Source organism: Streptomyces sp. A18, from assembly GCF_059026065.1.
On the sequence record NZ_JBWLKL010000007.1, the window covers coordinates 68,194 to 90,313 of the forward strand.

Consider the following 22,120-nt stretch of genomic DNA (forward strand, 5'->3'; position numbering starts at 1 on the left):
CTCATCGGGCGTACCCCGCAGTCGTGAGGCGGACCAGGCCGTCCCCGAAGACGCGGACGCCCGCGACGTCCTTGCGGGCGACGATGTAGTTCTTCTGCCGGTAGAGGTAGATGAGCCCGCGCCGCTCCTGGGCGATCCGGGTCAACTCCTCGTATATCTCGGCGCGTTCGTCCTGGTCGGCCTCGGTGCGTCCGCGCTCCACGAGCCGGTCGATGGCCGGGTCCGAGAGCCCGTAGGCGTTCATCGCGCCGCGCGTCTGCAAGAAGCTGGCGATGTTGCCGTCCGGGTCGAGCCGCCCCGACCAGCCGCTGGTGAAGGCGTCGTAGTTCCCGGAGTCGGTCTCTTCGAGCATCGTGGCGTACTCGGTGGGGCGCAGTGTGACCGCGAACCCCGCTTCCTTGGTCATGGCCTGGACGACCTGCCCGATGCGGCTGGACTCGGGCGTCGTGGACACCTTCAGCTCGATGCGCACCGGGGTCTTCACCCCGGCCTCCCTCAGGAGCCGCTTGGCCTTGGCGACGTCTCGCCTGGGGCACTCCGATGCCTTGACGCCGGGGGCGATGGCCGACTCGGGTGAGACGGGGCCGCAGGCGGGCTCGAACATGCCCTGGAAGACCACCTTGTTGATCAGGTCGCGGTCGATGGCGAGCTCGAAGGCCTCGCGGACCTTCGGCTCGCGGGCGAGAGGTGTGTCGACGCGCCCCGGCTTCTGTCCGAGGCCCTTGACGTTGCCGACGTTGAAGCCGATGCCCTGGTAGCCGAGCGAGGGCGAGTTGAAGAGCTGGAGGTCGGGCTCGGTCAGCGCGCTGCGGACGTCGACGGGCGTCATCTGGTCGCCGACCTGGATGTCGCCGGAGCGCAGGTTGGCCAGGCGGACGTTGCCGTCGGGTATCGGCTTGTAGATCACCTTGTCGAGGTGGACCTGGTCGGCCGCGTAGTAGTGGGGGTCCTTGGCGAGCACGATACGGTCCCCGCCGACGCGCTCCACGTACTTGAACGGGCCCACGCAGGAGGGGTGGTTGGTGAAGTTCTTGCCGTACTTCTTGAGCGCGGTGGGCGACATCACCATGCCGGAGCGATCCGCGAGGACGGCGGTGAGCGGGACGTAGGCCTGCTTGAGCGTGAGTTTTACCGTGTACGGTCCGGTCGCCTCCGCCTTGGTGAGCGGGGCGAGTTCGGTGGCGCGGGCCGATCCCGCGAGGTCGCGGTGGCGGTGCAGCGAGGTGACGGCGGCGTCCGCGTCGAGCTTGGTGCCGTCGCTGAACTTCAGGCCCTTGCGCAGGCCGAAGGTGACGGTGCGGCCGTCCTTCGACGTCTTGGGCAGGGCCCTGGCGAGCTGCGGGATCACGGTCCCGTGCTCGTCGATGTCGTAGAGCTTCTCGCACATCCCGGCGAAGACGGTGCGGCCCACGAGGGTCTGCGCGAGGGTCGGATCGAGCTTGTCCGGGTCGGCGTTGAGGGCGACAGTGAGGGTGCCGCCGTCGCGCACGGGACGGTCGTCGGTCATGCGCTCCCCGCCGACCTCGGTGGCCGAGGACTGCAAGGAGCCGCAGCCCGCCGTTGTGGACATCACCAGGGCAACTGCCGCCAGGGCAACCGCTTTTCGGCGCACGAGTAGGTACCTCCGCCAGGGTGGTTCCGGGCTGATCGTGGACGATCAAGGAATACGGCAGAACGTATTTCGCATACAGTCCGCACACAAGAGGCCCGTCCGGATGCCGGACCAGATTTGATGAAGATTGAATAACCGGGCGCGACAAATGACCGGGGACGACATGCGGCGGACTTTCCGTCCATCAGGCGGGCTTTCCGTCCATCAGGCGGGCTTTCCGTCCATCAAGGGACGACGCACCCCAGAGCCACTCGACGGGCCGTTGTCAGTGGGCCGCGCTAGTCTCCGCGCAACTGACCGTTCACCCCGTTCTGGGAGGTTTTCATGGTCTCGCGTCTCAACCCGTATCTGAGCTTCGGTGGCGACGCCCGCCAGGCGATGGAGTTCTACAAGGAGGTCTTCGGCGGCGAACTGGCGCTCCACACCTTCGGCGAAGTCGGCCATCAGGGCACCCCGGATGCCGACAAGATCATGCACGGCATGCTGGAGGCGCCGAACGGCTTCACCCTCATGGGCGCCGACACCCCGCCGGGCATGGACTTCACCCCGGGCAGCAACTTCTCGGTGAGCCTCAGCGGAGACGACGAGGCCGAGCTGCGCGGCTACTGGGAGCAGCTGTCCGCCGGCAGCTCGGTGTCCGTGCCGCTGGAGAAGCAGATGTGGGGCGATGTGTTCGGCATGTGTACGGACCGCTTCGGCGTCCCGTGGATGGTCAACATCAGCCAGCCGCAGAGCTGATCGTCCACCCACGCCCCGAGCGGTTCCGCCACCGGGGCGCGGCCCCGCCGGGCCCCGGTCGCGGGCTCTGACCAGCGCGCCTACGGTGTGACGGGGATGTCTCGCCGGGGGGCGTCTGGAGGCCAGCGATGGACCGCTCACCCGCGCCCGATCCCTTCGACCCGCTGCAGACCGCAGGATCCTCGGCCTCCGCTCCCCCGCATCCGAGCGGTGGGGCGCACGAGCACCGCTGGCTGATTCTCGGCGTCGTCGGCATCGCCCAGCTCATGGTCGTCCTCGACGCGACGATCGTGAACATCGCGCTGCCCTCGGCCCAGCAGGATCTGGGATTCAGCGACGGCAACCGCCAGTGGATCGTCACCGCGTACGCGCTCGCCTTCGGCAGCCTGCTGCTCCTCGGCGGACGGATCGCCGACCTGGTGGGCCGCAAGCTGGTCTTCCTCGCCGGTCTCGGCGGCTTCGCGCTCGCCTCGGCCCTCGGCGGCGCGGCGACCAGCTTCACCATGCTGGTGGTGGCCCGCGCCCTGCAGGGCGTCTTCGGCGCCCTCCTCGCCCCCGCCGCGCTGTCCCTGCTCACCACGACGTTCACGGACCCCAAGGAGCGCGCGAAGGCGTTCGGCATCTACGGCGCCATCGCGGGCGCGGGCGGCGCCGTCGGCCTGCTCCTGGGCGGCGTACTGACCGAGTACCTGGACTGGCGCTGGTGCCTGTACGTGAACCTGATCTTCGCCGCGCTCGCCATGCTGGGCGGCGCCCGGCTGCTGCACGGAGGCAGGCCCGCGGACCGGCCGAAGCTGGACGTCCCGGGCACCCTGCTGGTCTCCGCGGGCCTGTTCTGCATCGTCTACGGCTTCTCGAACGCCGAGACGCACGCCTGGAGCGACGTCGACACCTGGGGGTTCCTGGTGGTCGGCGCCGTCCTGGTGGCCGCCTTCGCCTGGTGGCAGACGCGCGCCGAGCATCCGCTGCTTCCGCTGCGGGTGGTGCTCGACCGGGACCGCGGGGCGTCGTTCCTCGCGATGTTCATCTCCGGCGCCGGCATGTTCGGCGTCTTCCTGTTCCTGACGTACTACCTCCAGCAGATCCTCGGCTACACACCGGTCAAGACGGGCCTCGCCTTCCTGCCGATGGTCGCCGTGATGGTGGTGATCTCGGTCGTCACCACGAACTCGCTCGTGCCGAGGTTCGGCGCGAAGCCGATCGTGCCCCTCGGCATGGGTCTCGCGGCGGCCTCGATGGCCTGGCTCACCGCCCTCGACGTGCACAGCGGTTACGCGGCGCACGTGCTGCCGCCGCTGCTCGTCGCCGGTCTCGGTCTCGGCCTGGTCTTCGCCCCGGCGATGAGCATGGCGACCGCGGGCGTCGCCGCACATGACGCGGGGGTGGCCTCGGCGATGGTCAACACCAGCCAGCAGGTGGGCGGCTCGATCGGCACGGCCCTGCTCAACTCCCTGGCGACCAGCGCCGCGGCCAACTACCTCGTGGGCAGGCAGCCGACACCCGAGGTGCGGGCCCAGTCGGCGATGGAGAGCTACTCGACCGCGTACACGTGGTCGGCGGTCTTCTTCGCGCTCGGCCTGCTCGTTACCGTCGTGCTGTACCGCAGGGGAGCTCCGGTCCACTCCGAGGCGGGCGGCGGCGCGGTGCACCTGTAGGGCGGAGGGACGATGGCATCCACATCCGAGGCTTCGTCGACGGAGAGCGCCGACGGCGGCGTCGCGCTGGCCTCGGCCCGGGGCCGCTGGGTGCTCGCCTGCGCCGTACTCGCGTCCGGCATGGCGATGCTGGACGGCACCGTGGTGAACGTCGCCCTGCCCACCCTCGGCCGCGACCTGGACACGTCGATCGCGTCCCTCCAGTGGGTCGTCAATGCCTACATGCTCACGCTCTCCGCCCTGCTGCTCCTGGGCGGAGCCCTCGGCGACCGCATCGGGCGGCGCCGCACCCTGGTCATCGGCGTCGTCTGGTTCGCCGTCGCCTCCGCCCTGTGCGGGCTCGCGCAGGACGCGGGCACGCTCATCGCCGCGCGGGCGTTGCAGGGTATCGGCGGCGCACTCCTGACACCGGGCTCGCTGGCCCTGGTGCGGACGTCGTTCCGGCCGCAGGACCAGGCACGTGCCGTGGGCGCGTGGTCGGGGCTCGGCGGGGTCGCGGGCGCGATCGGACCGTTCCTGGGCGGCTGGCTGATCGACGGACCCGGCTGGCAGTGGATCTTCCTGATCAACGTGCCGCTGGCCGCGCTCGTGCTCTTCGCGGTCCGTCATGTGCCGGAGAGCAGGGACGAAGGCGCCGCGGACAAGCCGTTCGACATGACGGGGGCGTGCCTGGCGGCACTGTTCCTCGCGGCCCTCAGCTTCTCGCTGATCGGCGCCGCGGGTGACACGTCGAGGACCGCGGCCCTCCTGCCCGCGCTGGGCGCGCTCGCGGCGGGTGCCGCCTTCCTCGTGGTCGAGCGCCGGCGCCGCAACCCGATGCTGCCGCTCTCCCTCTTCCGCTCCCGCCTGTTCAGCGCGGCGAACCTCATGACGCTGTGCCTGTACGCGGCCATCGGCGGGCTCTTGTTCATGCTGCCGGTACAACTGCAGACGACCCTCGGCTACGACGCCCTGCAGGCGGGCACGGCGACGCTCCCGATCACGGTCCTGATGCTGCTGCTCTCGGCCGCGGCAGGGGATCTGTCGCGGCGGGTCGGCCCCACGTTGCCGCTGGTCGCGGGCCCGTTGATCGCGGGCGCCGGTGCGCTCCTGATGCTGCGGATCGAGCCCGGCGCCGCGTACGTCACGGAGGTCCTGCCCGCCGTCGTGGTCCTCGGCCTGGGGATGAGCGTGTTCGTGGCCCCCCTGACGGCGACAGTCCTCGCCTCGGTCGACGCCGGGCGCGCGGGGCTGGCCAGTGGCGTCAACAACACCGCGGCGCGGGTCGCGCAGCTGCTCGTCGTCGCCGCGCTGCCGCTGGCGGTGGGATTGTCCGGGACGGCGTACGCGGATCCGGACGCGCTGAACACGGCGTTCGGCAAGGCGGCCGTGGGCTGCGCGGGCCTCTTCGTCCTCGCGGCGGCAGCGGCGGCGGTCTTCATCCGTCCGCGCCCCGACTCCTGGCACGAGGACCCGGGGAACACGCCGCGCTGCACGTCCCATCTGGGCGTCACCGCACCGCCGTTGGAGCCGGGCAAGGGCTGCGCGGGACAGCGCACGCCCGTCAGGCCATCACATCGGGGGCGGCGCGCACGAAGAGAGTGACCGACACGCTCTCCTCGAAGCCGTTGCGCCGCATCAGCGCGGCGGACGCGGTGTTGCGCGACTCGACGTCGGTCACGACGGCGGTGGCACCGGCGGCGGTCAGCGTCGCGCAGCAGGCCTGCACCAAATGGCTGGCGACGCCCATGCCCTGATGGGCGGGGGCGCTGGCGATCCACTCCAGGTTCCCCCAGTCCGCACGCTGGTCGAATCCCATCGAGCCGAGGACGAACCCCGCGAGAGCGTCACCGTCGAGCGCCACCCAGCAGGAGGAGGCGTCGGCGTCCATGTGCCCGGCGATCGCCGAAAGGGACCAGGACGTGTACGGCTTCACCGAGGTGTCGTACAGCTCGCGCCCCAGGGCGAGGACGTCGGCCAGATGGGTGGGAGCCATCCGTTCGAGAACGATCGGGGACCGCTGGTGAGCGGCGGCGGCGGACATGTGACCTCCCAGGGGACTGGCGCCGGGACCTGCACGGGGGCGGGCACGGTGGCCGACCGTTCCTCACGCTATGAGGGCTCGGGGCGCGGCGCACGCCAGGACCGGACGCCGCCGGGCCCGAGGCGGAAGCGAGGAGCCCTTTAACGGGCTTCCGTTGCGAGCGCCTATCGTGGTGCACATGTCCGCTCCTGAGCTGATCCGCATCGTCTCCCGTTCCTCCCCCATGGCGCTGGCCCAGGTGGAGCGCGTACGCACCGAACTCGCCGCGCTGCACCCCGGGATCCGCACCGAGGTCGTGCCGGTCACGACCTCCGGCGACCGCTGGATGGGGGACCTCGCGAAGCTCGGCGGCAAGGGCGCGTTCACCAAGGAGGTCGACGCGGCGCTGCTCGCCGGTGAGGCGGACCTCGCGGTGCACTGCGTCAAGGACGTACCGGCGGACCGGCCGCTTCCCGCGGGCACCACCTTCGCCGCGTTCCTCAAGCGGGACGACATCCGCGACGCCCTCATCCACCCCGGCGGGCTCACCCTGGACGAGCTGCCCGCGGGCACCCGCATCGGCACGTCGTCCGTGCGCCGCATCGCCCAACTCGCCGCTTCTCACCCGGAGTTGGAGTGCGTCCCGATGCGCGGGAACGCCGGGCGCCGGATGGAGAAACTGGCCGCGGGCGACGCGGACGCGCTGCTGCTCGCGGTGTCGGGTCTGGAGCGCATCGACCGGATGGACGTGGTCACCGAGGTCCTGTCGGTGGAGACGATGTGCCCGCCGATCGGCGCCGGGATCCTGGCGCTGCAGTGCCGCGAGGACGACACCGAGACCATCGAGGCGGTCTCCGGCCTAGGCGACCCCGACACCTGGCGGGAGGCCACCGCCGAGCGCATGTTCCTGCACGTCCTGCAGGGGCACTGCAACTCCCCCATCGCCGGGTACGCGCGCTGCGAGCGGGGCGGCGAGCTCTCGCTGCGCGCCCGTGTCTTCACGCCGGACGGCAAGACGGTCCTCAACGCCCACGAGTGGGCCGGCCCGCTCGACCCGGCGACGCTCGGCACCTCCGTGGCGGTGACGCTGCTGCGCCAGGGCGCCCGCGAGCTGATCGACTCCATCGCGCACTGACAGCAGGACAGCGCTCATACGACGGTGACCTGCACCCCGACGGCGGCGATGGCATCGAGCTCGCTCGCGGACGCGCCGCTGTCAGTGACCAGGGTGTGCACTCCCGCCGTCGGGCAGATCCTGGCGAACGTCGCCCTGCCGATCTTGGTGTGGTCGGCGACCACGACGGTGCGGCCACTGTGGCCGGCGAAGGCGCGGTCGGTGGCCGCCTCCAACTGGTCGTGCGTGGTGCACCCGCGGGCGGCGCTGATGCCGTCCACGCCGAGGAACGCGATGTCCGTGTGGTGGTCGGCGAGGGTCTTCTCCGCGATGGGGCCGACCAGTTCGTAGCTCTCGCTACGGGCCGTACCGCCGACCACGATCAGGGTGACGGTCGGGCGCAGCACGAGGGCTGCAGCGATGTTCACGGCGTTGGTGACGATCGTGACGGGGCCCCGTTCGGCCAGCAGCCGGGCCACTTCCGTGGTGGTGCTGCCGCCGGTGAGACCGACCACGGCACCGGCGGGCACCAGGCGCGCCGCGGCCCGCGCGATGGCCTGCTTCTGCGGGGAACGCTGGTCGATCCGATGCTGGAGCGGCACCTCTATGCTCAGGCTGCCGAGGACCGCGCCGCCGTGCGTGCGCTCGAGCAGCCGCTGGTCGCTCAACTGCCGCAGGTCACGGCGCACGGTGGCCTGCGAGACGCCCAGCATCCGGGCCAACTGCGGGACGTCCGCGCTGCCTTGGGCCGCGACATGCTCAAGTATCCGCGCCTGGCGGTCGCTTCTCAGCACTGGGTGAGCATAGTCCGCGGCGACCGATACGAGCAGGGTCTCGCAGAATCACTGCGCGTTTGTGCGCGAGTACGCCACATGCTCATCAGTCCCTTTCTCTTGACATGCCTGAAACTGCTCGCTTAACTCCCTGGCACGCCGATGCCGAGCACTCGGCGCAGAGGTACGCCCAGCCGGTAGTTGGCCTCGGCCATGAGCCCGGACTGAGTCGCCAGGACCCTTCACGTGTCCGAGGCGGGGACGTGCCCTCGGACATCTGGAGCTCTGAGATGAGCCTCAAACGTGTTCTGCGCAGGGGTATCGCCGCGTCCGCGGCCCTCACGGCCACCGCGGTCACCTGTCTGTTCGCCGCTCCGTCGCCGGCGTCCGCCGGACCGACCGCCGCCGAACCACCTCCGTCTCACGCCGGTTTCGACTACCAGATAGGCGGCGCGTACACGCCGCCCGCCGGGGTCGAGGTCGTCAGCCGCGACCGGGGCGCATCACCCGCACCCGGCCTGTACAACATCTGCTACCTCAACGCCTTCCAGGCCCAGCCCGGCGCGGAAGGAGACTGGGACCCCGACCTGCTGCTGCGGGACACGGACGGCGACGTCGTCTACGACGGCGACTGGGGCGAGGCCGTCCTGGACATCCGCACCGCCGACAAGCGCGAGCGGATCGCCGCCAAGGTCGGCGGTTGGATCGACGGCTGCGCCGACAAGGGCTTCCAGGCCGTCGAGCCGGACAACTACGACACCTTCACCCGCTTCCCGGAGCTGCTGACCGCCGATCAGGCCATGTCCTACGTCGAGCTGCTCTCCGCACGCGCCCACCAACAGGGCTTGGCCGCCGCGCAGAAGAACACCCCCCAGCTGTCCGGTGAGCGCGAGCGGACCGGGCTCGACTTCGCCGTGGCCGAGGAGTGCGGCGCGTACGACGAGTGCGGGGACTACACCGCCGCATACGGCGACGACGTACTCGTCATCGAGTACACGGCCGACGGCCTGCGCGAGGCGTGCGCGGGCTGGGGCGAGCGGCTGAGCGTCGTGCGCCGCGACGTCGAGGTGTCCCCCGCGGGCAGCGGCGGATACGTCCGTCAGACCTGCTGACCCGCGGCCCTTCCGGGCTTCCCTCTCCACCTCCCCGCCATGGACGTCCGTGCCACGGCTCTTCGCGCCGCGGGCGCACCCGATCCCCCTGGAGGCAGTGATGACCGCAGGACCCCGAGCGCCGGGACGTCCGTCGCGGCGCGGTGTGCTGCGCGCGGGCGGCGCGGCGGCGATGGCGGCGGGCGGGGGCGTGCTGGCCGGCTGCGGCACGGGGCCCGCCGACGGGGTCGGCCCCGACGGGCGGGTGACGATCCAGCTGTGGCACGGCCAGACGGACACCGCGGCGAAGGTCATCAAGAGCCTGGTCGCCGGCTTCGAGCGCGCCCATCCGGACATCCGGGTCGACCTGGGCGGCGGTGTGCTCGCCGACGCAATGCTGCAGAAGGTCACCGCCGCGCTCGCCGCGGGCTCCTACCCCGACATCGCCTATGTCTTCGGCTCCGACCTGGCCAGCGTCGCGCGCAGCCCCGAGGTGGTCGACCTGACCGGGCACGTGCGCGAGGGGCCGACGCCGTGGCGCAACTTCCTGGCCCCGGCCCGGCAGGCCGTCACCGTCAACGGCCGGGTCCGGGCCGCGCCCGCGGTCCTCGACTGTCTCGCCGTGGTCTGCAACAAGAAGCTCTTCGCCGAGGCCGGGATCGATCTGCCCGAGGCGGGCTGGACCTGGCAGGAGTTCACCGACACCGCGCGGCGCCTGACCGATGCCTCCCGGGGGCGGTTCGGCACCGGCTGGCCCGGCGTCGGCGACGAGGACACCGTCTGGCGTCTGTGGCCGCTGGTGTGGGACCTGGGCGGCGACGTGATCGCCGACGACGGGCACGGCATCGGCTTCGCGCGGGAAGGCGTACGCGCGTTGGAGGTCGTACGGGACCTGGCGCGCGACAAGAGCGTCTACATCGACCCCAAGCCGGGCAGCGAGCAGATGTACCAGGTCTTCCTGTCAGGCCGGATGGGCATGGTGCCCACCGGCCCCTGGCAGCTCCCGGACATCACCCAGGCCGAGATCGACTACCACGTGGTGCCGCTGCCCAGCTTCAGCCGCCGTCCCGTGACCATCTCGGGCCCCGACACCTGGACGGTGTTCGACAACGGCGAGGCCCGGACGAAGGCGGCCCGCACCTTCGTCGGCTGGCTCAACCAGCCGAGCCAGGACAGCCGATGGGCCGTCCAGGCAGGCAGTCTTCCGCTGAGCCGCCGCAGCCAGGACCGTCCGGCCTGGCGCGAGCACACCCACCGGATGCCCGGCCTTCCGGTGTTCACCGAGGCGGTCGCGTCGGCGCGGGTGCGTCCCGTGCACGCCGCCTACCCCCGCATCTCCCAGTCCCTCGGGCAGGCGGTCGTCTCCGTGCTGCTCGGCCGCAAGAGCCCCGCCGACGCGGTGCGCTCGTGCGCCGAAGAGGCCAACGCCGCCCTGTTGATCCCGCGTTGAGGACGTTGAGGACACCGCCATGCCGCCACTCCCCCGCCCTCTGACCCTGCCGCCGGACACGTCCGGCCCACGTGCCCGGCGCCGACGGCGACGCGGTGAGACCGCCACCGCCTGGGCGTTCGTCTCCCCCGCGGTGCTCGTCATCCTCGGCCTGAGCGTCCTGCCGGTCGTCTGGTCGCTGCTGCTGTCCTTCCAGGCCAACGACCTCGTCACGCCGAGCCGTTGGGTGGGTCTTGACAACTACCGGGCACTGGCCCAGGACCCGCACTTCAGCCAGGCCGTGCGCAACACACTGCTCTACACCGCCTTGTACGTGCCCTTGAGCATCGTCATCGGACTGGCCCTCGCCCTGGCCCTGAACCGGCGGATCCGCTTCGTCGGCCTCTACCGCACCTTGTTCTTCGTGCCGTTCGTCATCTCGGCCACCGCCCAGGGCGTGCTGTTCTCGTTCATCCTCGACCCCGATTTCGGGGCGGCCAATTCCGTCCTTCACCACCTGGGCATCTCCCCGCAGGGATTCCTCACCGACTCCTCGCAGGCACTGTTCGTGCTGGTCGCCATCACCCTGTGGAGCGGCACCGGGCTGTGCACGGTCATCTATCTGGCCGCGCTGCAGGACGTCGACCAGTCGCTGATCGAGGCGGCCCGCCTGGACGGCGCGGGGCGGTGGCATCTGCTGCGGCACGTGACGCTGCCCGCGCTCTCCCCGGTCAGCGTGTTCCTGCTGCTGTGGCAGACCATCCAGTCCCTTCAGGTCTTCGACCTGGTCTACGTGACCACCAAGGGCGGTCCCCTCGGCTCGACCACGGTGATCGTCTACTTCATCTGGGAGCAGGCCTTCAAGAACTTCACCGCCGGGTACGGAGCAGCCGCCGCCTACGTCCTGGCGCTCGCCCTGTTCGTCGTGGCCGCCGTGCTGCGGGTGGCCCGCGGCCGTGGGCGCACCCTTCGTACGAAAGCAGCCGCCTGATGACCGCGACCACCACCGCGCCCGAGGCCACCGCACGCCGGGCGTCCGAACCCGCGGCTGTGCGCCGCCGCCGCTTCCGACTGCCCTTCAGTGCCTGGCACGTGCTGCTCGCCCCGCTGGCGCTGCTCTTCGCGGTGCCGCTGATCTGGCTGCTCCTGAGCTCGGTGATGAGCAACGCGGAGATCAACCGGTTCCCGCCGGCGCTGTGGCCGTCCGGGATCGACCTGGGCGGATACCGCTATGTGCTGGGCAACGCGATGTTCCCGCGCTGGCTGCTGAACTCGGCGATCGTCTCCGCGGTCGCCGTCGCGTCGAACCTCGTCTTCGGCGCCCTCGGCGGCTACGCGTTCGCGCGGATGCGGTTCCGCGGCTCGCGCACGCTGCTCGTCCTGATGCTGGCGACGATGGCTGTGCCCTTCCAGCTGACGATGATCCCCACCTTTCTGGTGATGAAGAAGCTGGGCCTCATCGACACCCTCGGCGCGCTGATCGTGCCCTCCCTCGTCACACCGTTCGCGGTGTTCCTGCTGCGGCAGTTCTTCCTCTCCCTGCCCAGGGAGCTGGAGGAGGCCGCCTGGATCGACGGCTGTTCGAGGCTGCGGGTCCTCTACGCGATCGTGCTGCCGCTGGCGCGGCCCGCGCTCGCCACGGTGGCCGTGCTGACGTTCCTCACCACGTGGAACGACCTGACCTGGCCGCTGATCGCGATCAACCACGACACCCAATACACGCTGCAGTTGGGGCTGACCACCTTCCAGGGCCAGCACCACACCCGCTGGTCCGCGGTGATGGCGGGCAACGTGATCACCGTGCTTCCGGTCCTGCTCGCGTTCCTCGTCGCGCAGAAGGCCTTCATCCGCTCGGTCACCTCCAGCGGCCTGAAGGGCTGACCTTCTCCGCTCCGAAGGGCCGACCTCACCGCACCTGTTCCCGCACGATCCGAAGGAACGCGATGCCGCACTCGTACGACCTGCTCGTCATCGGGGACGCCAACCCCGACGTGATCCTGGGCCCGCTCACCGGCCCCCTCGCCTTCGGCCAGCGCGAACAACTCGTCGAAGCCGGGGCCCTGACCCTGGGCGGCTCGGCCGCGATCATGGCGTGCGGGGCCGCGCGTCTCGGCCTGAAGGTGGCCTTCGCCGGCCGCGTCGGCGACGACGACGCGGGCCGCTACATCCGCGACGCCCTGACCGCCCGCGGAGTCGACACCCGCGCCCTGCACCTGGACGCCTCCCTGCCGACCCCGCTCACCGTCGTACTCACCCGGGGCGAGGACCGCGCCATTCTCACGTCGCCGGGCACCCTGACCGCCGTCAGCGGCGACGACGTCCCCGCAGAACTCCTCGCCGATGCCCGGCACGTCCACGCCGCCTCGTACTTCCTGCAGCCACGTCTCGCCGCCGACCTGCCCCGGCTGCTGCGCACCGCGCGATGGCACGGTGCGAGCACGTCCTTGGACACCCAGGACGACCCGTCGGGCCGGTGGGAGCCGACGGCCCTCGACGCCGTCATGGCCGAGACCGACATCCTCTTGCCCAATGCCCGAGAGGCGCTGCGGCTGGCCGGTCCATCGTCCGGCAGTCCGCAGGAGGCGGCCGAACTCCTCGCCGCCCGCGTCCCGTTGGCGGTCGTCAAGAACGGCGCCGAGGGCGCCCTGTGCCACACCGGCCACACACTCCTGACCGCACCGGGCCTCGCCATGGCCCCCGTCGACACCGTCGGCGCCGGAGACAGCTTCGACGCCGGGTTCATCGCCGCCCTCCTCGACGGGCGGCCCCCGCACGAGGCACTGCGGTACGCCGTCGCCTGCGGATCCCTGTCCACCCGCGCCCACGGCGGCACCTCGGCCCAGCCCACGCGGGACGAAGTACTCGCCCACACCACCCTGAGCGGAGCGCACGCCTCATGACCCACCCCAAGGTCGCCTTCATCGGCGCCGGCAGCGTCGTCTTCACCCAAGGCCTGCTCGCCGACCTCTTCGCCTTCCCCGAGCTGCAGGGCGCCCATATCGCCCTGCACGACATCGACGCCGAACGCCTGACCACCGCGCAGGCCGCGGCCGACCACATCGCCGAACACCTCGGCGCGCACGCGACCATCACCAGCCACGCCGACCGCCGCGAGGCCCTGGCGGGCGCGGACTTCGTCATCAACATCGTGCAGGTCGGCATGGGCGACGCCACCCGCACCGACTTCGAGGTCCCCGCCCGCCACGGGGTGCGCCAGACCATCGGCGACACCCTCGGCATCGGCGGGATCTTCCGCGCGCTGCGCACCTTCCCGCTCCTGAAGGCACTCGGCGAGGACATCACCGAACTGTGCCCCGACGCCTGGCTCCTGAACTACACCAACCCCATGGCCATGAACATCCAGTACCTCACCCAAGCCACCGGCCTGACCCGCGTGGTGGGCCTGTGCCACTCCGTGTACTGGACCATGCGGGACCTGGCCGAGCTCGTGGGCGTCCCGTACGAGGAGATCACCTATCGGGCGGCGGGCGTCAACCACCAGGCGTGGGTGCTGAAGTTCGAGCACCAGGGCACCGACCTGTACCCCCGGCTCGACGAACTGATCGAACGAGACGCGCAGTTGCGGCGCCGGGTGCGCGTCGACATGTACCGGCGGCTCGGCCACTACCCCACCGAGACCAGCGAGCACTCCTCCGAGTACGTCCCCTGGTACCTGCACCACGACAGTGAGATCGAGCGCCTGCGCCTGCCCATCGGCGCCTACCTCGGCATCGTCGACGAGAACGTCGCCGCCTACCGCCACACCCGTGACGCCCTGGCCGCCGGCGAACCGCTCACCGTCGAGGGCACCATGGAGTACGCCCCTCAGATCATCCACAGCATCGTGACCGGCACCCCGCGCACCGTCTACGGCAACGTGCCCAACCACGGCCTGATCGACAACCTCCCGCGCCACGGGGTGGTCGAAGTGCCCTGCCTCGTCGACGCATCCGGCGTGCAGCCCACCCGCGCGGGATCCCTGCCCCCGCAGCTCGCCGCGCTCAACCGCACCTACCTCAGCATGAACGATCTGGTCGTCCGCGCCGCGCTCGACGACGAGCCGCGCCACATCCGGCACGCGGCGATGACCGACCCGGCCACCGCGGCGGCCCTTCCCGTGGAACAGATCTGGCGGCTGTGCGACGACATGGTCAGCGCCCACGGGGACCGCCTCCAGCCCTCCCTGCGGCGACTCCTCGGCGACTGACCGGCGGTCCACCGCCGTGTCGGCGCTCGATGCGGCGCCCGACGTAAGATCGACATCGTCATACATTTCCGTACGGTCACCGCCAAGGCCGTGTATGTCGCGCCCCCACCGGCCGCCGCCTCTCACGAAAGCCCTTCATGCACCGCCTGCACCGCTCGCGCCTCGGCCGGCTCACCGCCTGTGCCGCCGCCCTTGCCCTGGCCGCTGCCTGCACCGCCGGCGACGGCAAGGACACCAAGGCCACGGACCGGCCGGCCTCCGTGCGCCCGCCGGAGGCCGACGCCGTCTTCGACTACCAGCTCGGCGGCCCCTACCCGCCCGACGCCGCCGTCCGGGCGGTCTCCCGCGATCGCTCGGCCGAACCGGCCGAGGGCCTGTACAACGTCTGCTACGTCAACGCCTTCCAGACCCAGCCCGGCGACGCCATCACCTGGTGGAAGAAGAACCACCCCGACCTGCTGCTCAAGGACGACGGCGGCTCCCTGGTGGTCGACACCGACTGGGAGGAGCCGCTCCTGGACATCTCCACGCCCGGCAAGCGCCGGGACCTGATGGATGTCGTGGGACCGTGGATCGACGGCTGCGCCGAGAAGGGCTACGACGCGGTCGAACCCGACAACCTGGACTCCTACGAGCGTTCCGACGACCTCCTCACGTCCGAACACGCCGCGGCCTTTGCCGAGTTGCTCGCCGAGCGGGCGCACAGCCGCGGCCTGGCCATCGCTCAGAAGAACACCACCGACCTCCTCCCCGACCGCGGGCGCGTGGGATTCGACTTCGCCGTCGTCGAGGAGTGCGCGGCGTACAAGGAGTGCGGCGACTTCGCCGACGCCTACGAAGACAAGGTCTTCGCCGTCGAGTACACGCGCAAGGACTACCGCGCCGCCTGCGACGCCTGGGGCCCCCGCCTGTCCGTCACCCTGCGCGACCGCGACGTCAGCCCCAAGGGCACGAAGGGGTACGTCTTCGCGCAGTGCTGATGGCTTTGATCGGCTCGGAACGATGGATCCGGGCTCCCGTACTCAACCCACCAGCGCTCCCGTGAGCAGATGGTTTCCGAGTTGCGTGAGCGTGTGCTGCATGCGGTGGCGTTCCCTGGTGCTGGCCACGAGTCCGGCGCGGCGCAGCACGGAAGCGTGCTCGCTCGCGGAGGACAGGGAGACTCCCGCGCAGCGCGCCAACTCGCTTGTCGTGCAGGGCACTTGCAGTGCCTGCAGTACGGCGGCCCGGGTATGGCCGAGCAGCGGCGCCAACCTGGCGCCCGGTGTGGCGAGCGCCTCCGGACAGGGCGGACGTGCGGGGTAGACCAGGACCGGCCACAGAGCCTCGTCCAGCAGGGCCACCGGAGTACTGCGACAGAAGTACGAGGGCACGAACAGCAGCCCTCTCCCCTCCAGGCGCACGTCGCGCTCTACGGGGTAGTCGGCGCACAGGACCGGGGACTGCCAGCGCAGCACCGGCGCGAACGTACGCAGCATCTCTTCGGTGCCGAGGCGGCACTGCGTCTCGGTCCGGAACCGCCGGTCGTCCTCGACGCGGGAGGTGATGTCCCGCCAGGAGGGCTCCAGGACGGATGCGTGGTACTGGCGCAGGGCCTGACCCAGGCGGTGCAGCGTGCTCACGTCTCCCTCCGCCAGCTGCCCGGCCCAGGGAGGCAGCGGGTTGCCGCTCGCCAACAGCGTGATTTCGGAGCGCAGTTGACGACGCGGAGTGGTCAGCACGGCGTCGATCCCGCACTCGAGTCCGCCCGAGCCCTCGGCGGGAGTGAGGAAGTCCGGGAAGTAACCGCGCGGCGGCATCAACGGCGACAGCATCCGCAGGGCGTGGGTGGCACGCGCGCACCTGCGGCGCCGCCAGCCGTCGAGCACCGGTTCCCGCCTCCTCTCGCGGAGTTGGTGCAGGCTGAGGACCGTTTCCCACAGCGGGTCCGGTTTTTCGGCGATCCTGGTGCGAGCCAGGTCTCCGGCGCTGAAATGGATACGCAACACGACTTCCCCCGATAGTCAGCCACGGCGTTCGATGAACGCGTTCCGGACCGCATGACGAGCCGGAACGCTCCTGTTCTATGCTGGGACGATACTGACGAGAACCGCGGTTCTCAATCCGCCACGAGGGTGATGCAGATGCTGAAGGCGCGTTCAGGACAGGCGTGTTGGAGAGAATGGGCGCACCATGCCTGACTCCGCGCGCACTCATGTGGTGGCGGTCGCCGATGAGTTGTTCTACGCCCACGGCGTCCACGCGGTGACGATGCGGCGTGTCCGGGACACCGCGGAGGTGCCGCTGAAGCGGCTCTACGAATTGTTCCCGTCCAAGGACGAGCTGCTGGCGGCCTGTCTCGCCCGCCGTGACCTCACGGCTCGCACGGCGATCGTCCAGCGGATCGACACCATCGAGGATCCGGTGGCCAAGGCCCTCGGCCCCTTCGACTTCCTGAACGACTGGTTCCACCAACCAGGCTTCCACGGCTGCGTGTTCGCGGGCGCGTTCGGCGAAGCAGGCGCCGCCTCACCGGTCGTCGTCACGGCCGTGCAGACACACAAGCAAGCCCTGCGTGAGCTGCTGACCGACCTGGTCGCGAAGGCGGGCGTCCAGGACGCGGCCGGGACCGGGGCACAGTTGGCGGTGCTGTTCGACGGGGCGATGGCCATCGCCACGTTCACCGGCGACACCGACGCTGCGCTCCACGCCCGCCGGGCGGCGAAGGCCGTGCTCGACACCGCGACCTGATAGGGCGGATCCGGAGAGGCCTGGCCCTTGCCGCTCATGCACCGCGACCAGGACTCCGGGCCGCTTCGACTCCCGAGCCGCCGCAGCATACGGCTCCGGCGTACGGTCACGGTAGCCGTTTCGGATGCGTCCGAAGCCGTTTCGGATGCGTCCGAAACAGGGAGCTCACGACCCTGGCGGGCTCCTCCCCAAAGCAGCGCCCGGTTGCTTAGGCTGGGGGGCGGCAGTGCCCGACGCCCCCGGCGTCGGACGCTCTGCTCGTCGGAGAACCGATCTCCGATCCGGGACCAGGTCCACCGCACGAGCAGGGAGGCACCGTGCCACAGCACGCCACGCCCCCCTCGTCCCCCTCGTCCGGTTCGTCCGGCTCGTCTGGCTCGTCTGGCTCGTCCGCCCGGGACGCGCGAGCGTCGCGGGTGCTCGCGCTGGTCTCCGCGGCGTTGCTCGCGCTCGTCACGCTGTTCGCCCCCTCGGGGTCGCTGACCTCTCCGGCGGCGCAGGCCGACGCCTCGTCGGCCGTCTCCGCATGGTGCGGCGACCCGCAGGGCCGACCCGACCCGCACGCCGCCCTCCTGAACACAGCCGCGGCCCGCGGCATCCCTCCCGAGACGGTTCCTTCCCCGTATCCCGGACTGATCACGGCGACGGCGCCCGAGCCGGCCTCGCTCCGCGGCCTCGGCGGACCGGACCACGCCCTCGCGCGGGGCCCGTCGGCCGAACAGGACTCCGCAGGACCGGCAGCACCGCGTGCGCCGCCTGCTCCGCGCAGCGACATCACCGTCGTCAGCGGCTGACCTCTCCACGCACCGCGCGTGCGCAGCGGGCGGCCCGCTGCCCTTCGTCCTGCCGTGGAGCAGTCACATGTCTCAGACCAAGTCCCGCGCGCCCTTGTGGCGTGCGCTGTTCGCACTCGCGGTGATCGCCGCGTCGCTCGCCGTCGCTCTCACCCAGTCCGCCCGCCTCGGCCTCGATCTACGGGGCGGCACCCAGATCGTCCTGGAGACCAAGGATTCCCCCGACCGGAAGATCAAGGCCGACTCCCGGGCCACCGACCGCGCCTTGGAGGTGATGCGCCAGCGCGTGGACGCGCTCGGTGTGTCCGAGCCGAGCCTGTCCCGCTCGGGCGACAAGCGCATCATCGTCGAGCTGCCGGGAGTTCAGGACCCGCGCGAGGCGGCCGACGTGATCGGCCGAACCGCCCAGCTGACCATCCACCCCGTATCCGGCATCACCGACCGGGCCCCCGGAGGCGACGGCCGCAGCGCCGAAGACGGATCCCGCACCCTCCCCGACCCCGATCAGAAGGGGGCCTATCTGCGGCTCGGGGCGACCGCGTTGACCGGCGACGGGGTGCGGAACGCGGAAGCCGCCTTCGACCAGCAAGGGGTGGCGGGCTGGACCGTCGGCCTCACCTTCCGCGAGGACGCGAGCGGCGACTGGGCCCGCGTCACCGGCGACGCCGCCTGCGCCGCCCAGGGCTCTCCGGAACGGCGCGTGGCCATCGTCCTCGACGGCAAGGTCATCTCCGCGCCGAGCATGAACCCCGACGTGTCGTGTGACACCGGCATCACCGGCGGCGACACGCGCATCACCGGTGGGTTCTCGCACGAACAGGCCCGGGATCTGGCCGCGCTGGTGAAGGGAGGCGCCCTGCCGGTGCCGGTGGACGTCGTCGAGCAGCGGACGGTCGGCGCGACGCTCGGCGCCGACGCCATCGCCGCGTCGACACAGGCCGCGCTCATCGGGCTCGCGTTGACGGCCCTGTTCATCATGGTCGTGTACCGACTCCTCGGCGCCCTCGCCACCCTCGCGCTCGCGCTCTACGGACTCATCTCCTACGCGTCCCTCGTCGCCCTGGGGGCGACGCTCACGCTGCCGGGCCTCGCCGGCTTCGTCCTGGCGATCGGCATGGCCGTCGACGCGAACGTGCTCGTCTTCGAACGGGCCCGCGAGGAATACCTCGGCGCACGGACGAAGTCGCTCGACAAGCCCCTCGCCCGCGGATTCGGCAAGGCGTGGAGCGCGGTGATCGACTCCAACGTCACCACGCTCCTCGCCGCGGGCCTGCTGTTCTTCTTCGCCACCGGACCCGTCAAGGGATTCGGTGTGACGCTGTCCATCGGTGTCGTCGCGTCGATGGTGTCGGCCCTCGTCGTCACCCGCGTGCTGGCCGACTTCGCGGTGCGGCGCCGCTTCGTACGGAGGCGGCCCGGCATCACCGGGATCACCTCTACGGGACGGGTGCGAGCCTGGCTGGCGCGACGCGACCCGCAGATCGTGCGCCATCGCAGGCGCTGGCTCGGCGTCAGTGCGGTGCTCGTGTTGATCGCGGTCGCCGGGATCACCCTGCGCGGTCTCGTCTTCGGTGTCGAGTTCACGGGCGGCCGGCTCGTCGAGTACTCCACGAGCCGGACGGTCGACGTCGACACCGCCCGGACCGTCGTGGCCGACGCCGGCTTCCCCCGTGCCGTGGTCCAGGAGTCCGGCGACGACGACATCTCCGTACGCACGGGTGAACTCACCGACGACGAACAGCACGCCATCAAGAGCGCGCTGGAGAAGCCGGGCGGCGACGTCACGGTCGAGCGCGACGAGATGATCGGCCCGAGCCTCGGTGACGAGCTGCGGGTGAAGGCACTGATCGCGCTCGGGATCGCCGTCGCCGCGCAACTGCTGTATCTGAGTGTGCGGTTCCGGTGGACGTTCGCCGCGGCGGCCGTCAGCGCGATGGCGCACGACGTACTGGTCGTGGTGGGACTGTTCGCCTGGCTCGGCAAACCGGTGGACAGTGTCTTCCTCGCGGCGTTGCTCACGGTCATCGGGTACTCGGTCAATGACACCGTCGTCGTCTTCGACCGCGTGCGGGAGGCACGGCGCCGCGATCCCCGCATGGACCTGGAAGCCACCGCGAACAGGGCCGTCCTCCAAACCCTGCCGCGCACCGTCAACACCGGCATGGGGGCGCTCTTCATCCTCACGGCGCTTGCCGTGCTCGGCGGGGACTCGCTGGCCGACTTCTCGCTGGCGCTGATCGCGGGAGTGGTGATCGGCACGGTGTCCACCGTGTTCACCGCAGTACCGACGGCGGTCACGCTGGAACGGCACCGCCCGCCGCGGGAGCGCCGTGGCGGGCGCGGACGCCCCACCGGGTCCGGAAAGGGCCGCAGCCCCCTCGATGCACGGCGCGCGGCGAGGGAGGACACCGGCGCCGTCGTGTGACCCCGGCTGGTCCGGGTGCGGGGGCGACGTGGCTCGATCCGTGACCGGCGGGACGGCCTCCGGGGCAACCGGATAGATTGCGCGGGTCGACAGTCCGGCGAGGTGAGGAGGGGAAGCGTGACCGACACCAGCGAAGCACGATCCGCGGACGGTGCGGCGCAGGCGACCGAGCAGAGCCGACTGCGCCGCCTGATGCGCTACATCCCTTTGATCGCCCCCGTCCTGCTGTGGACCGTGCCGTGCTGGGTCCTGCTCCACACCGGCCAGCACTGGCCGCTGCCCGTGGCGCTGGGCGGCACGGCGCTGTTCGCCCTGGGGCTTGTCGGCATGCCGCTCGCGATGATGCGGGGCCACGGCCGACGGCAGCAGGACTGGGCGGCGATCATCGGGGACACCCTCCTCGGGGCCGGCTGGGTGCTGTTCACCTGGTCCGTCCTGCTCGGCGTCCTGCTGCGCGTCGCCCTGGCCGTGGCCGACGTCGGCGACGGGCAGAACCGGGCCCGGGTCGTCACTTGGGCGGTCCTCGGCACAGCCGCCGCGCTGCTCGCCTGGGGGTATGCCGAGGCCCGCCGGGTGCCGCGGGTGCGCGAGCTCGACGTGGAACTCCCGCGCCTGGGAGCCGGGTTGGACGGCACCCGCGTCGCCCTCATCACCGACACCCACTACGGCCCGCTCGACCGCGCCCGCTGGTCGGCGCGGGTCTGCGAGACGGTCAACACCCTGGAGGCCGACCTCGTCTGCCACACCGGCGACATCGCGGACGGCACGGCCGCACGCCGCCGTGCCCAGGCCGCTCCGCTCGGCACCGTGCGAGCGACGCGGGCGCGGGTCTACGTCACCGGGAATCACGAGTACTACAGCGAGGCGCAGGGCTGGGTCGACCTGATGGACGAGCTGGGTTGGGAGCCGCTGCGCAACCGTCACCTGCTGCTCGAACGCGGCGGCGACACCCTGGTGGTCGCCGGTGTGGACGACGTCACCGCCGAGTCCTCGGGCCTGGCCGGCCACCGGGCCCACCTCGACGGAGCCCTGAACGGCGCCGACCCCGACCTGCCCGTCCTGCTCCTGGCCCACCAGCCCAAGTTCGTCGACCGGGCCGCGGCGGGCGGCATCGACCTCCAGCTCTCCGGTCACACCCACGGCGGCCAGATCTGGCCCTTCCACTACCTCGTCCGCCTCGACCAGCCCGCACTCGCCGGCCTCACCCGCCACGGCACCCGCACTCTCCTGTACACCAGCCGCGGCACCGGTTTCTGGGGCCCGCCGTTCCGCGTCTTCGCCCCCAGCGAGATCACCCTGCTCGTACTCCGCTCCCCTCAGCGGCCCTCCACGCCCTGACCATGTGTCCGCCGTCTTCGACGAGCTCGGGCTGCCCGCGTCACATGACCACGGCTGACCACAACCGCCGTGTCGCGGCCGTCATCCGCCACGTACACGGGTGATCGAAACCCTGCCGCCGGAATGCACTGCTCCGAAGGACATAGGCATATGCCATAAGCAAGGCCGGGTCGTGTGTTGCCAAATCCCTTACGAGCCACCCCCAGCTGTGC

The 22,120-nt window shown here is 71.1% G+C and carries 19 protein-coding genes; 15 read left to right on the forward strand and 4 right to left on the reverse strand.

The genetic code is table 11. The features are described 5' to 3' along the window. Nucleotide 1 precedes the first annotated feature (1 nt). Nucleotides 2–1,570 carry an ABC transporter substrate-binding protein gene (locus AC5P1C_RS14105; RefSeq protein ID WP_493866341.1) on the reverse strand — a complete coding sequence of 523 codons (1,569 nt, stop codon included), beginning with the start codon at nt 1,568–1,570 and terminating at the stop codon, nt 2–4. Nucleotides 1,571–1,936: 366 nt separating this feature from the next. Here AC5P1C_RS14105 and AC5P1C_RS14110 point away from each other — a divergent pair, with 366 nt between their 5' ends. The 3 genes from AC5P1C_RS14110 to AC5P1C_RS14120 all read left to right on the forward strand — a co-directional run bounded on the left by AC5P1C_RS14110 (nt 1,937) and on the right by AC5P1C_RS14120 (nt 5,589). After that, entirely contained in the window at nt 1,937–2,350 is a 414-nt protein-coding gene (locus AC5P1C_RS14110) for a VOC family protein (protein ID WP_493866125.1), read from the forward strand. 128 nt (nt 2,351–2,478) lie between these two features. Then, nucleotides 2,479–4,005 carry an MFS transporter gene (locus tag AC5P1C_RS14115; RefSeq protein ID WP_493866126.1) on the forward strand — a complete coding sequence of 509 codons (1,527 nt, stop codon included), beginning with the start codon at nt 2,479–2,481 and terminating at the stop codon, nt 4,003–4,005. A gap of 12 nt (nt 4,006–4,017) precedes the next feature. Continuing rightward, on the forward strand, nt 4,018–5,589 hold the full coding sequence (locus AC5P1C_RS14120) for an MFS transporter (RefSeq protein WP_493866127.1): 1,572 nt from the start codon (nt 4,018–4,020) through the stop codon (nt 5,587–5,589). Here AC5P1C_RS14120 and AC5P1C_RS14125 read toward each other — a convergent pair. Next, nucleotides 5,549–6,028 carry a GNAT family N-acetyltransferase gene (locus AC5P1C_RS14125; protein ID WP_493866128.1) on the reverse strand — a complete coding sequence of 160 codons (480 nt, stop codon included), beginning with the start codon at nt 6,026–6,028 and terminating at the stop codon, nt 5,549–5,551. The two genes, AC5P1C_RS14120 and AC5P1C_RS14125, sit on opposite strands and share 41 nt — an antisense overlap. A 178-nt stretch (nt 6,029–6,206) precedes the next feature. On the opposite strand from AC5P1C_RS14125, the gene hemC reads away from it, so the two are divergent. Next, on the forward strand, nt 6,207–7,142 hold the full coding sequence (gene hemC, locus AC5P1C_RS14130) for a hydroxymethylbilane synthase (protein ID WP_493866129.1): 936 nt from the start codon (nt 6,207–6,209) through the stop codon (nt 7,140–7,142). Nucleotides 7,143–7,156: 14 nt separating this feature from the next. Here hemC and AC5P1C_RS14135 read toward each other — a convergent pair whose 3' ends face one another. Next, nucleotides 7,157–7,915 (reverse strand): DeoR/GlpR family DNA-binding transcription regulator, encoded by a 759-nt coding sequence (locus AC5P1C_RS14135; protein ID WP_493866130.1) that lies wholly within the window; start codon nt 7,913–7,915, stop codon nt 7,157–7,159. A 269-nt stretch (nt 7,916–8,184) separates the two neighbouring features. Here AC5P1C_RS14135 and AC5P1C_RS14140 point away from each other — a divergent pair, with 269 nt between their 5' ends. From AC5P1C_RS14140 to AC5P1C_RS14170, 7 genes are all read left to right on the forward strand, one after another. Next, nucleotides 8,185–9,006, forward strand: a complete 822-nt coding sequence (locus tag AC5P1C_RS14140; RefSeq protein WP_493866131.1) for an endo alpha-1,4 polygalactosaminidase — start codon at nt 8,185–8,187, stop codon at nt 9,004–9,006. A 100-nt stretch (nt 9,007–9,106) separates the two neighbouring features. Beyond that, entirely contained in the window at nt 9,107–10,435 is a 1,329-nt protein-coding gene (locus tag AC5P1C_RS14145; protein ID WP_493866132.1) for an ABC transporter substrate-binding protein, read from the forward strand. Nucleotides 10,436–10,454: 19 nt separating this feature from the next. Continuing rightward, on the forward strand, nt 10,455–11,405 hold the full coding sequence (locus AC5P1C_RS14150) for a carbohydrate ABC transporter permease (protein WP_493866133.1): 951 nt from the start codon (nt 10,455–10,457) through the stop codon (nt 11,403–11,405). Next, a complete protein-coding gene (locus tag AC5P1C_RS14155) occupies nt 11,405–12,295 on the forward strand; it encodes a carbohydrate ABC transporter permease (protein WP_493866134.1) in 891 nt (296 codons plus the stop codon). The genes AC5P1C_RS14150 and AC5P1C_RS14155 overlap by 1 nt, the downstream gene beginning before the upstream one ends. Nucleotides 12,296–12,357: 62 nt before the next feature. Then, nucleotides 12,358–13,314: a carbohydrate kinase family protein gene (locus AC5P1C_RS14160; protein ID WP_493866135.1), complete on the forward strand. Its 957-nt coding sequence runs from the start codon at nt 12,358–12,360 to the stop codon at nt 13,312–13,314. Beyond that, nucleotides 13,311–14,621, forward strand: coding sequence for an alpha-glucosidase/alpha-galactosidase (locus AC5P1C_RS14165; protein ID WP_493866136.1), 1,311 nt, complete (start codon nt 13,311–13,313; stop codon nt 14,619–14,621). Before AC5P1C_RS14160 ends, AC5P1C_RS14165 begins: the two co-directional genes overlap by 4 nt. A 137-nt stretch (nt 14,622–14,758) precedes the next feature. Further along, nucleotides 14,759–15,601 (forward strand): endo alpha-1,4 polygalactosaminidase, encoded by an 843-nt coding sequence (locus AC5P1C_RS14170; protein ID WP_493866137.1) that lies wholly within the window; start codon nt 14,759–14,761, stop codon nt 15,599–15,601. 42 nt (nt 15,602–15,643) lie between these two features. Here the strand turns inward: AC5P1C_RS14170 and AC5P1C_RS14175 are convergent, their stop codons facing one another. After that, on the reverse strand, nt 15,644–16,609 hold the full coding sequence (locus tag AC5P1C_RS14175) for an ArsR/SmtB family transcription factor (RefSeq protein ID WP_493866138.1): 966 nt from the start codon (nt 16,607–16,609) through the stop codon (nt 15,644–15,646). 184 nt (nt 16,610–16,793) lie between these two features. Between AC5P1C_RS14175 and AC5P1C_RS14180 the strand changes: the two genes are divergently transcribed. The 4 genes from AC5P1C_RS14180 (at nt 16,794) to AC5P1C_RS14195 (ending at nt 21,908) form a co-directional block, all read left to right on the forward strand. Beyond that, nucleotides 16,794–17,351, forward strand: coding sequence for a TetR/AcrR family transcriptional regulator (locus AC5P1C_RS14180; RefSeq protein ID WP_493866139.1), 558 nt, complete (start codon nt 16,794–16,796; stop codon nt 17,349–17,351). 317 nt (nt 17,352–17,668) lie between these two features. After that, entirely contained in the window at nt 17,669–18,145 is a 477-nt protein-coding gene (locus tag AC5P1C_RS14185) for a hypothetical protein (protein WP_493866140.1), read from the forward strand. A 67-nt stretch (nt 18,146–18,212) separates the two neighbouring features. Further along, nucleotides 18,213–20,570, forward strand: a complete 2,358-nt coding sequence (gene secD / locus AC5P1C_RS14190) for a protein translocase subunit SecD (RefSeq protein ID WP_493866141.1) — start codon at nt 18,213–18,215, stop codon at nt 20,568–20,570. Nucleotides 20,571–20,687: 117 nt separating this feature from the next. Beyond that, entirely contained in the window at nt 20,688–21,908 is a 1,221-nt protein-coding gene (locus tag AC5P1C_RS14195) for a metallophosphoesterase (protein ID WP_493866142.1), read from the forward strand. Nucleotides 21,909–22,120 lie beyond the last annotated feature (212 nt).

What these genes read in the sequence shown, in the direction of transcription:
- AC5P1C_RS14105 (WP_493866341.1), bottom strand. Translation starts at nt 1,570, where the DNA reads ATGTCCACAACGGCGGGCTGCGGCTCCTTGCAGTCCTCGGCCACCGAG.
- AC5P1C_RS14110 (WP_493866125.1), top strand. Translation starts at nt 1,937, where the DNA reads ATGGTCTCGCGTCTCAACCCGTATCTGAGCTTCGGTGGCGACGCCCGC.
- AC5P1C_RS14115 (WP_493866126.1), top strand. Translation starts at nt 2,479, where the DNA reads ATGGACCGCTCACCCGCGCCCGATCCCTTCGACCCGCTGCAGACCGCA.
- AC5P1C_RS14120 (WP_493866127.1), top strand. Translation starts at nt 4,018, where the DNA reads ATGGCATCCACATCCGAGGCTTCGTCGACGGAGAGCGCCGACGGCGGC.
- AC5P1C_RS14125 (WP_493866128.1), bottom strand. Translation starts at nt 6,028, where the DNA reads ATGTCCGCCGCCGCCGCTCACCAGCGGTCCCCGATCGTTCTCGAACGG.
- hemC (WP_493866129.1), top strand. Translation starts at nt 6,207, where the DNA reads ATGTCCGCTCCTGAGCTGATCCGCATCGTCTCCCGTTCCTCCCCCATG.
- AC5P1C_RS14140 (WP_493866131.1), top strand. Translation starts at nt 8,185, where the DNA reads ATGAGCCTCAAACGTGTTCTGCGCAGGGGTATCGCCGCGTCCGCGGCC.
- AC5P1C_RS14145 (WP_493866132.1), top strand. Translation starts at nt 9,107, where the DNA reads ATGACCGCAGGACCCCGAGCGCCGGGACGTCCGTCGCGGCGCGGTGTG.
- AC5P1C_RS14150 (WP_493866133.1), top strand. Translation starts at nt 10,455, where the DNA reads ATGCCGCCACTCCCCCGCCCTCTGACCCTGCCGCCGGACACGTCCGGC.
- AC5P1C_RS14155 (WP_493866134.1), top strand. Translation starts at nt 11,405, where the DNA reads ATGACCGCGACCACCACCGCGCCCGAGGCCACCGCACGCCGGGCGTCC.
- AC5P1C_RS14160 (WP_493866135.1), top strand. Translation starts at nt 12,358, where the DNA reads ATGCCGCACTCGTACGACCTGCTCGTCATCGGGGACGCCAACCCCGAC.
- AC5P1C_RS14165 (WP_493866136.1), top strand. Translation starts at nt 13,311, where the DNA reads ATGACCCACCCCAAGGTCGCCTTCATCGGCGCCGGCAGCGTCGTCTTC.
- AC5P1C_RS14170 (WP_493866137.1), top strand. Translation starts at nt 14,759, where the DNA reads ATGCACCGCCTGCACCGCTCGCGCCTCGGCCGGCTCACCGCCTGTGCC.
- AC5P1C_RS14180 (WP_493866139.1), top strand. Translation starts at nt 16,794, where the DNA reads ATGCCTGACTCCGCGCGCACTCATGTGGTGGCGGTCGCCGATGAGTTG.
- secD (WP_493866141.1), top strand. Translation starts at nt 18,213, where the DNA reads ATGTCTCAGACCAAGTCCCGCGCGCCCTTGTGGCGTGCGCTGTTCGCA.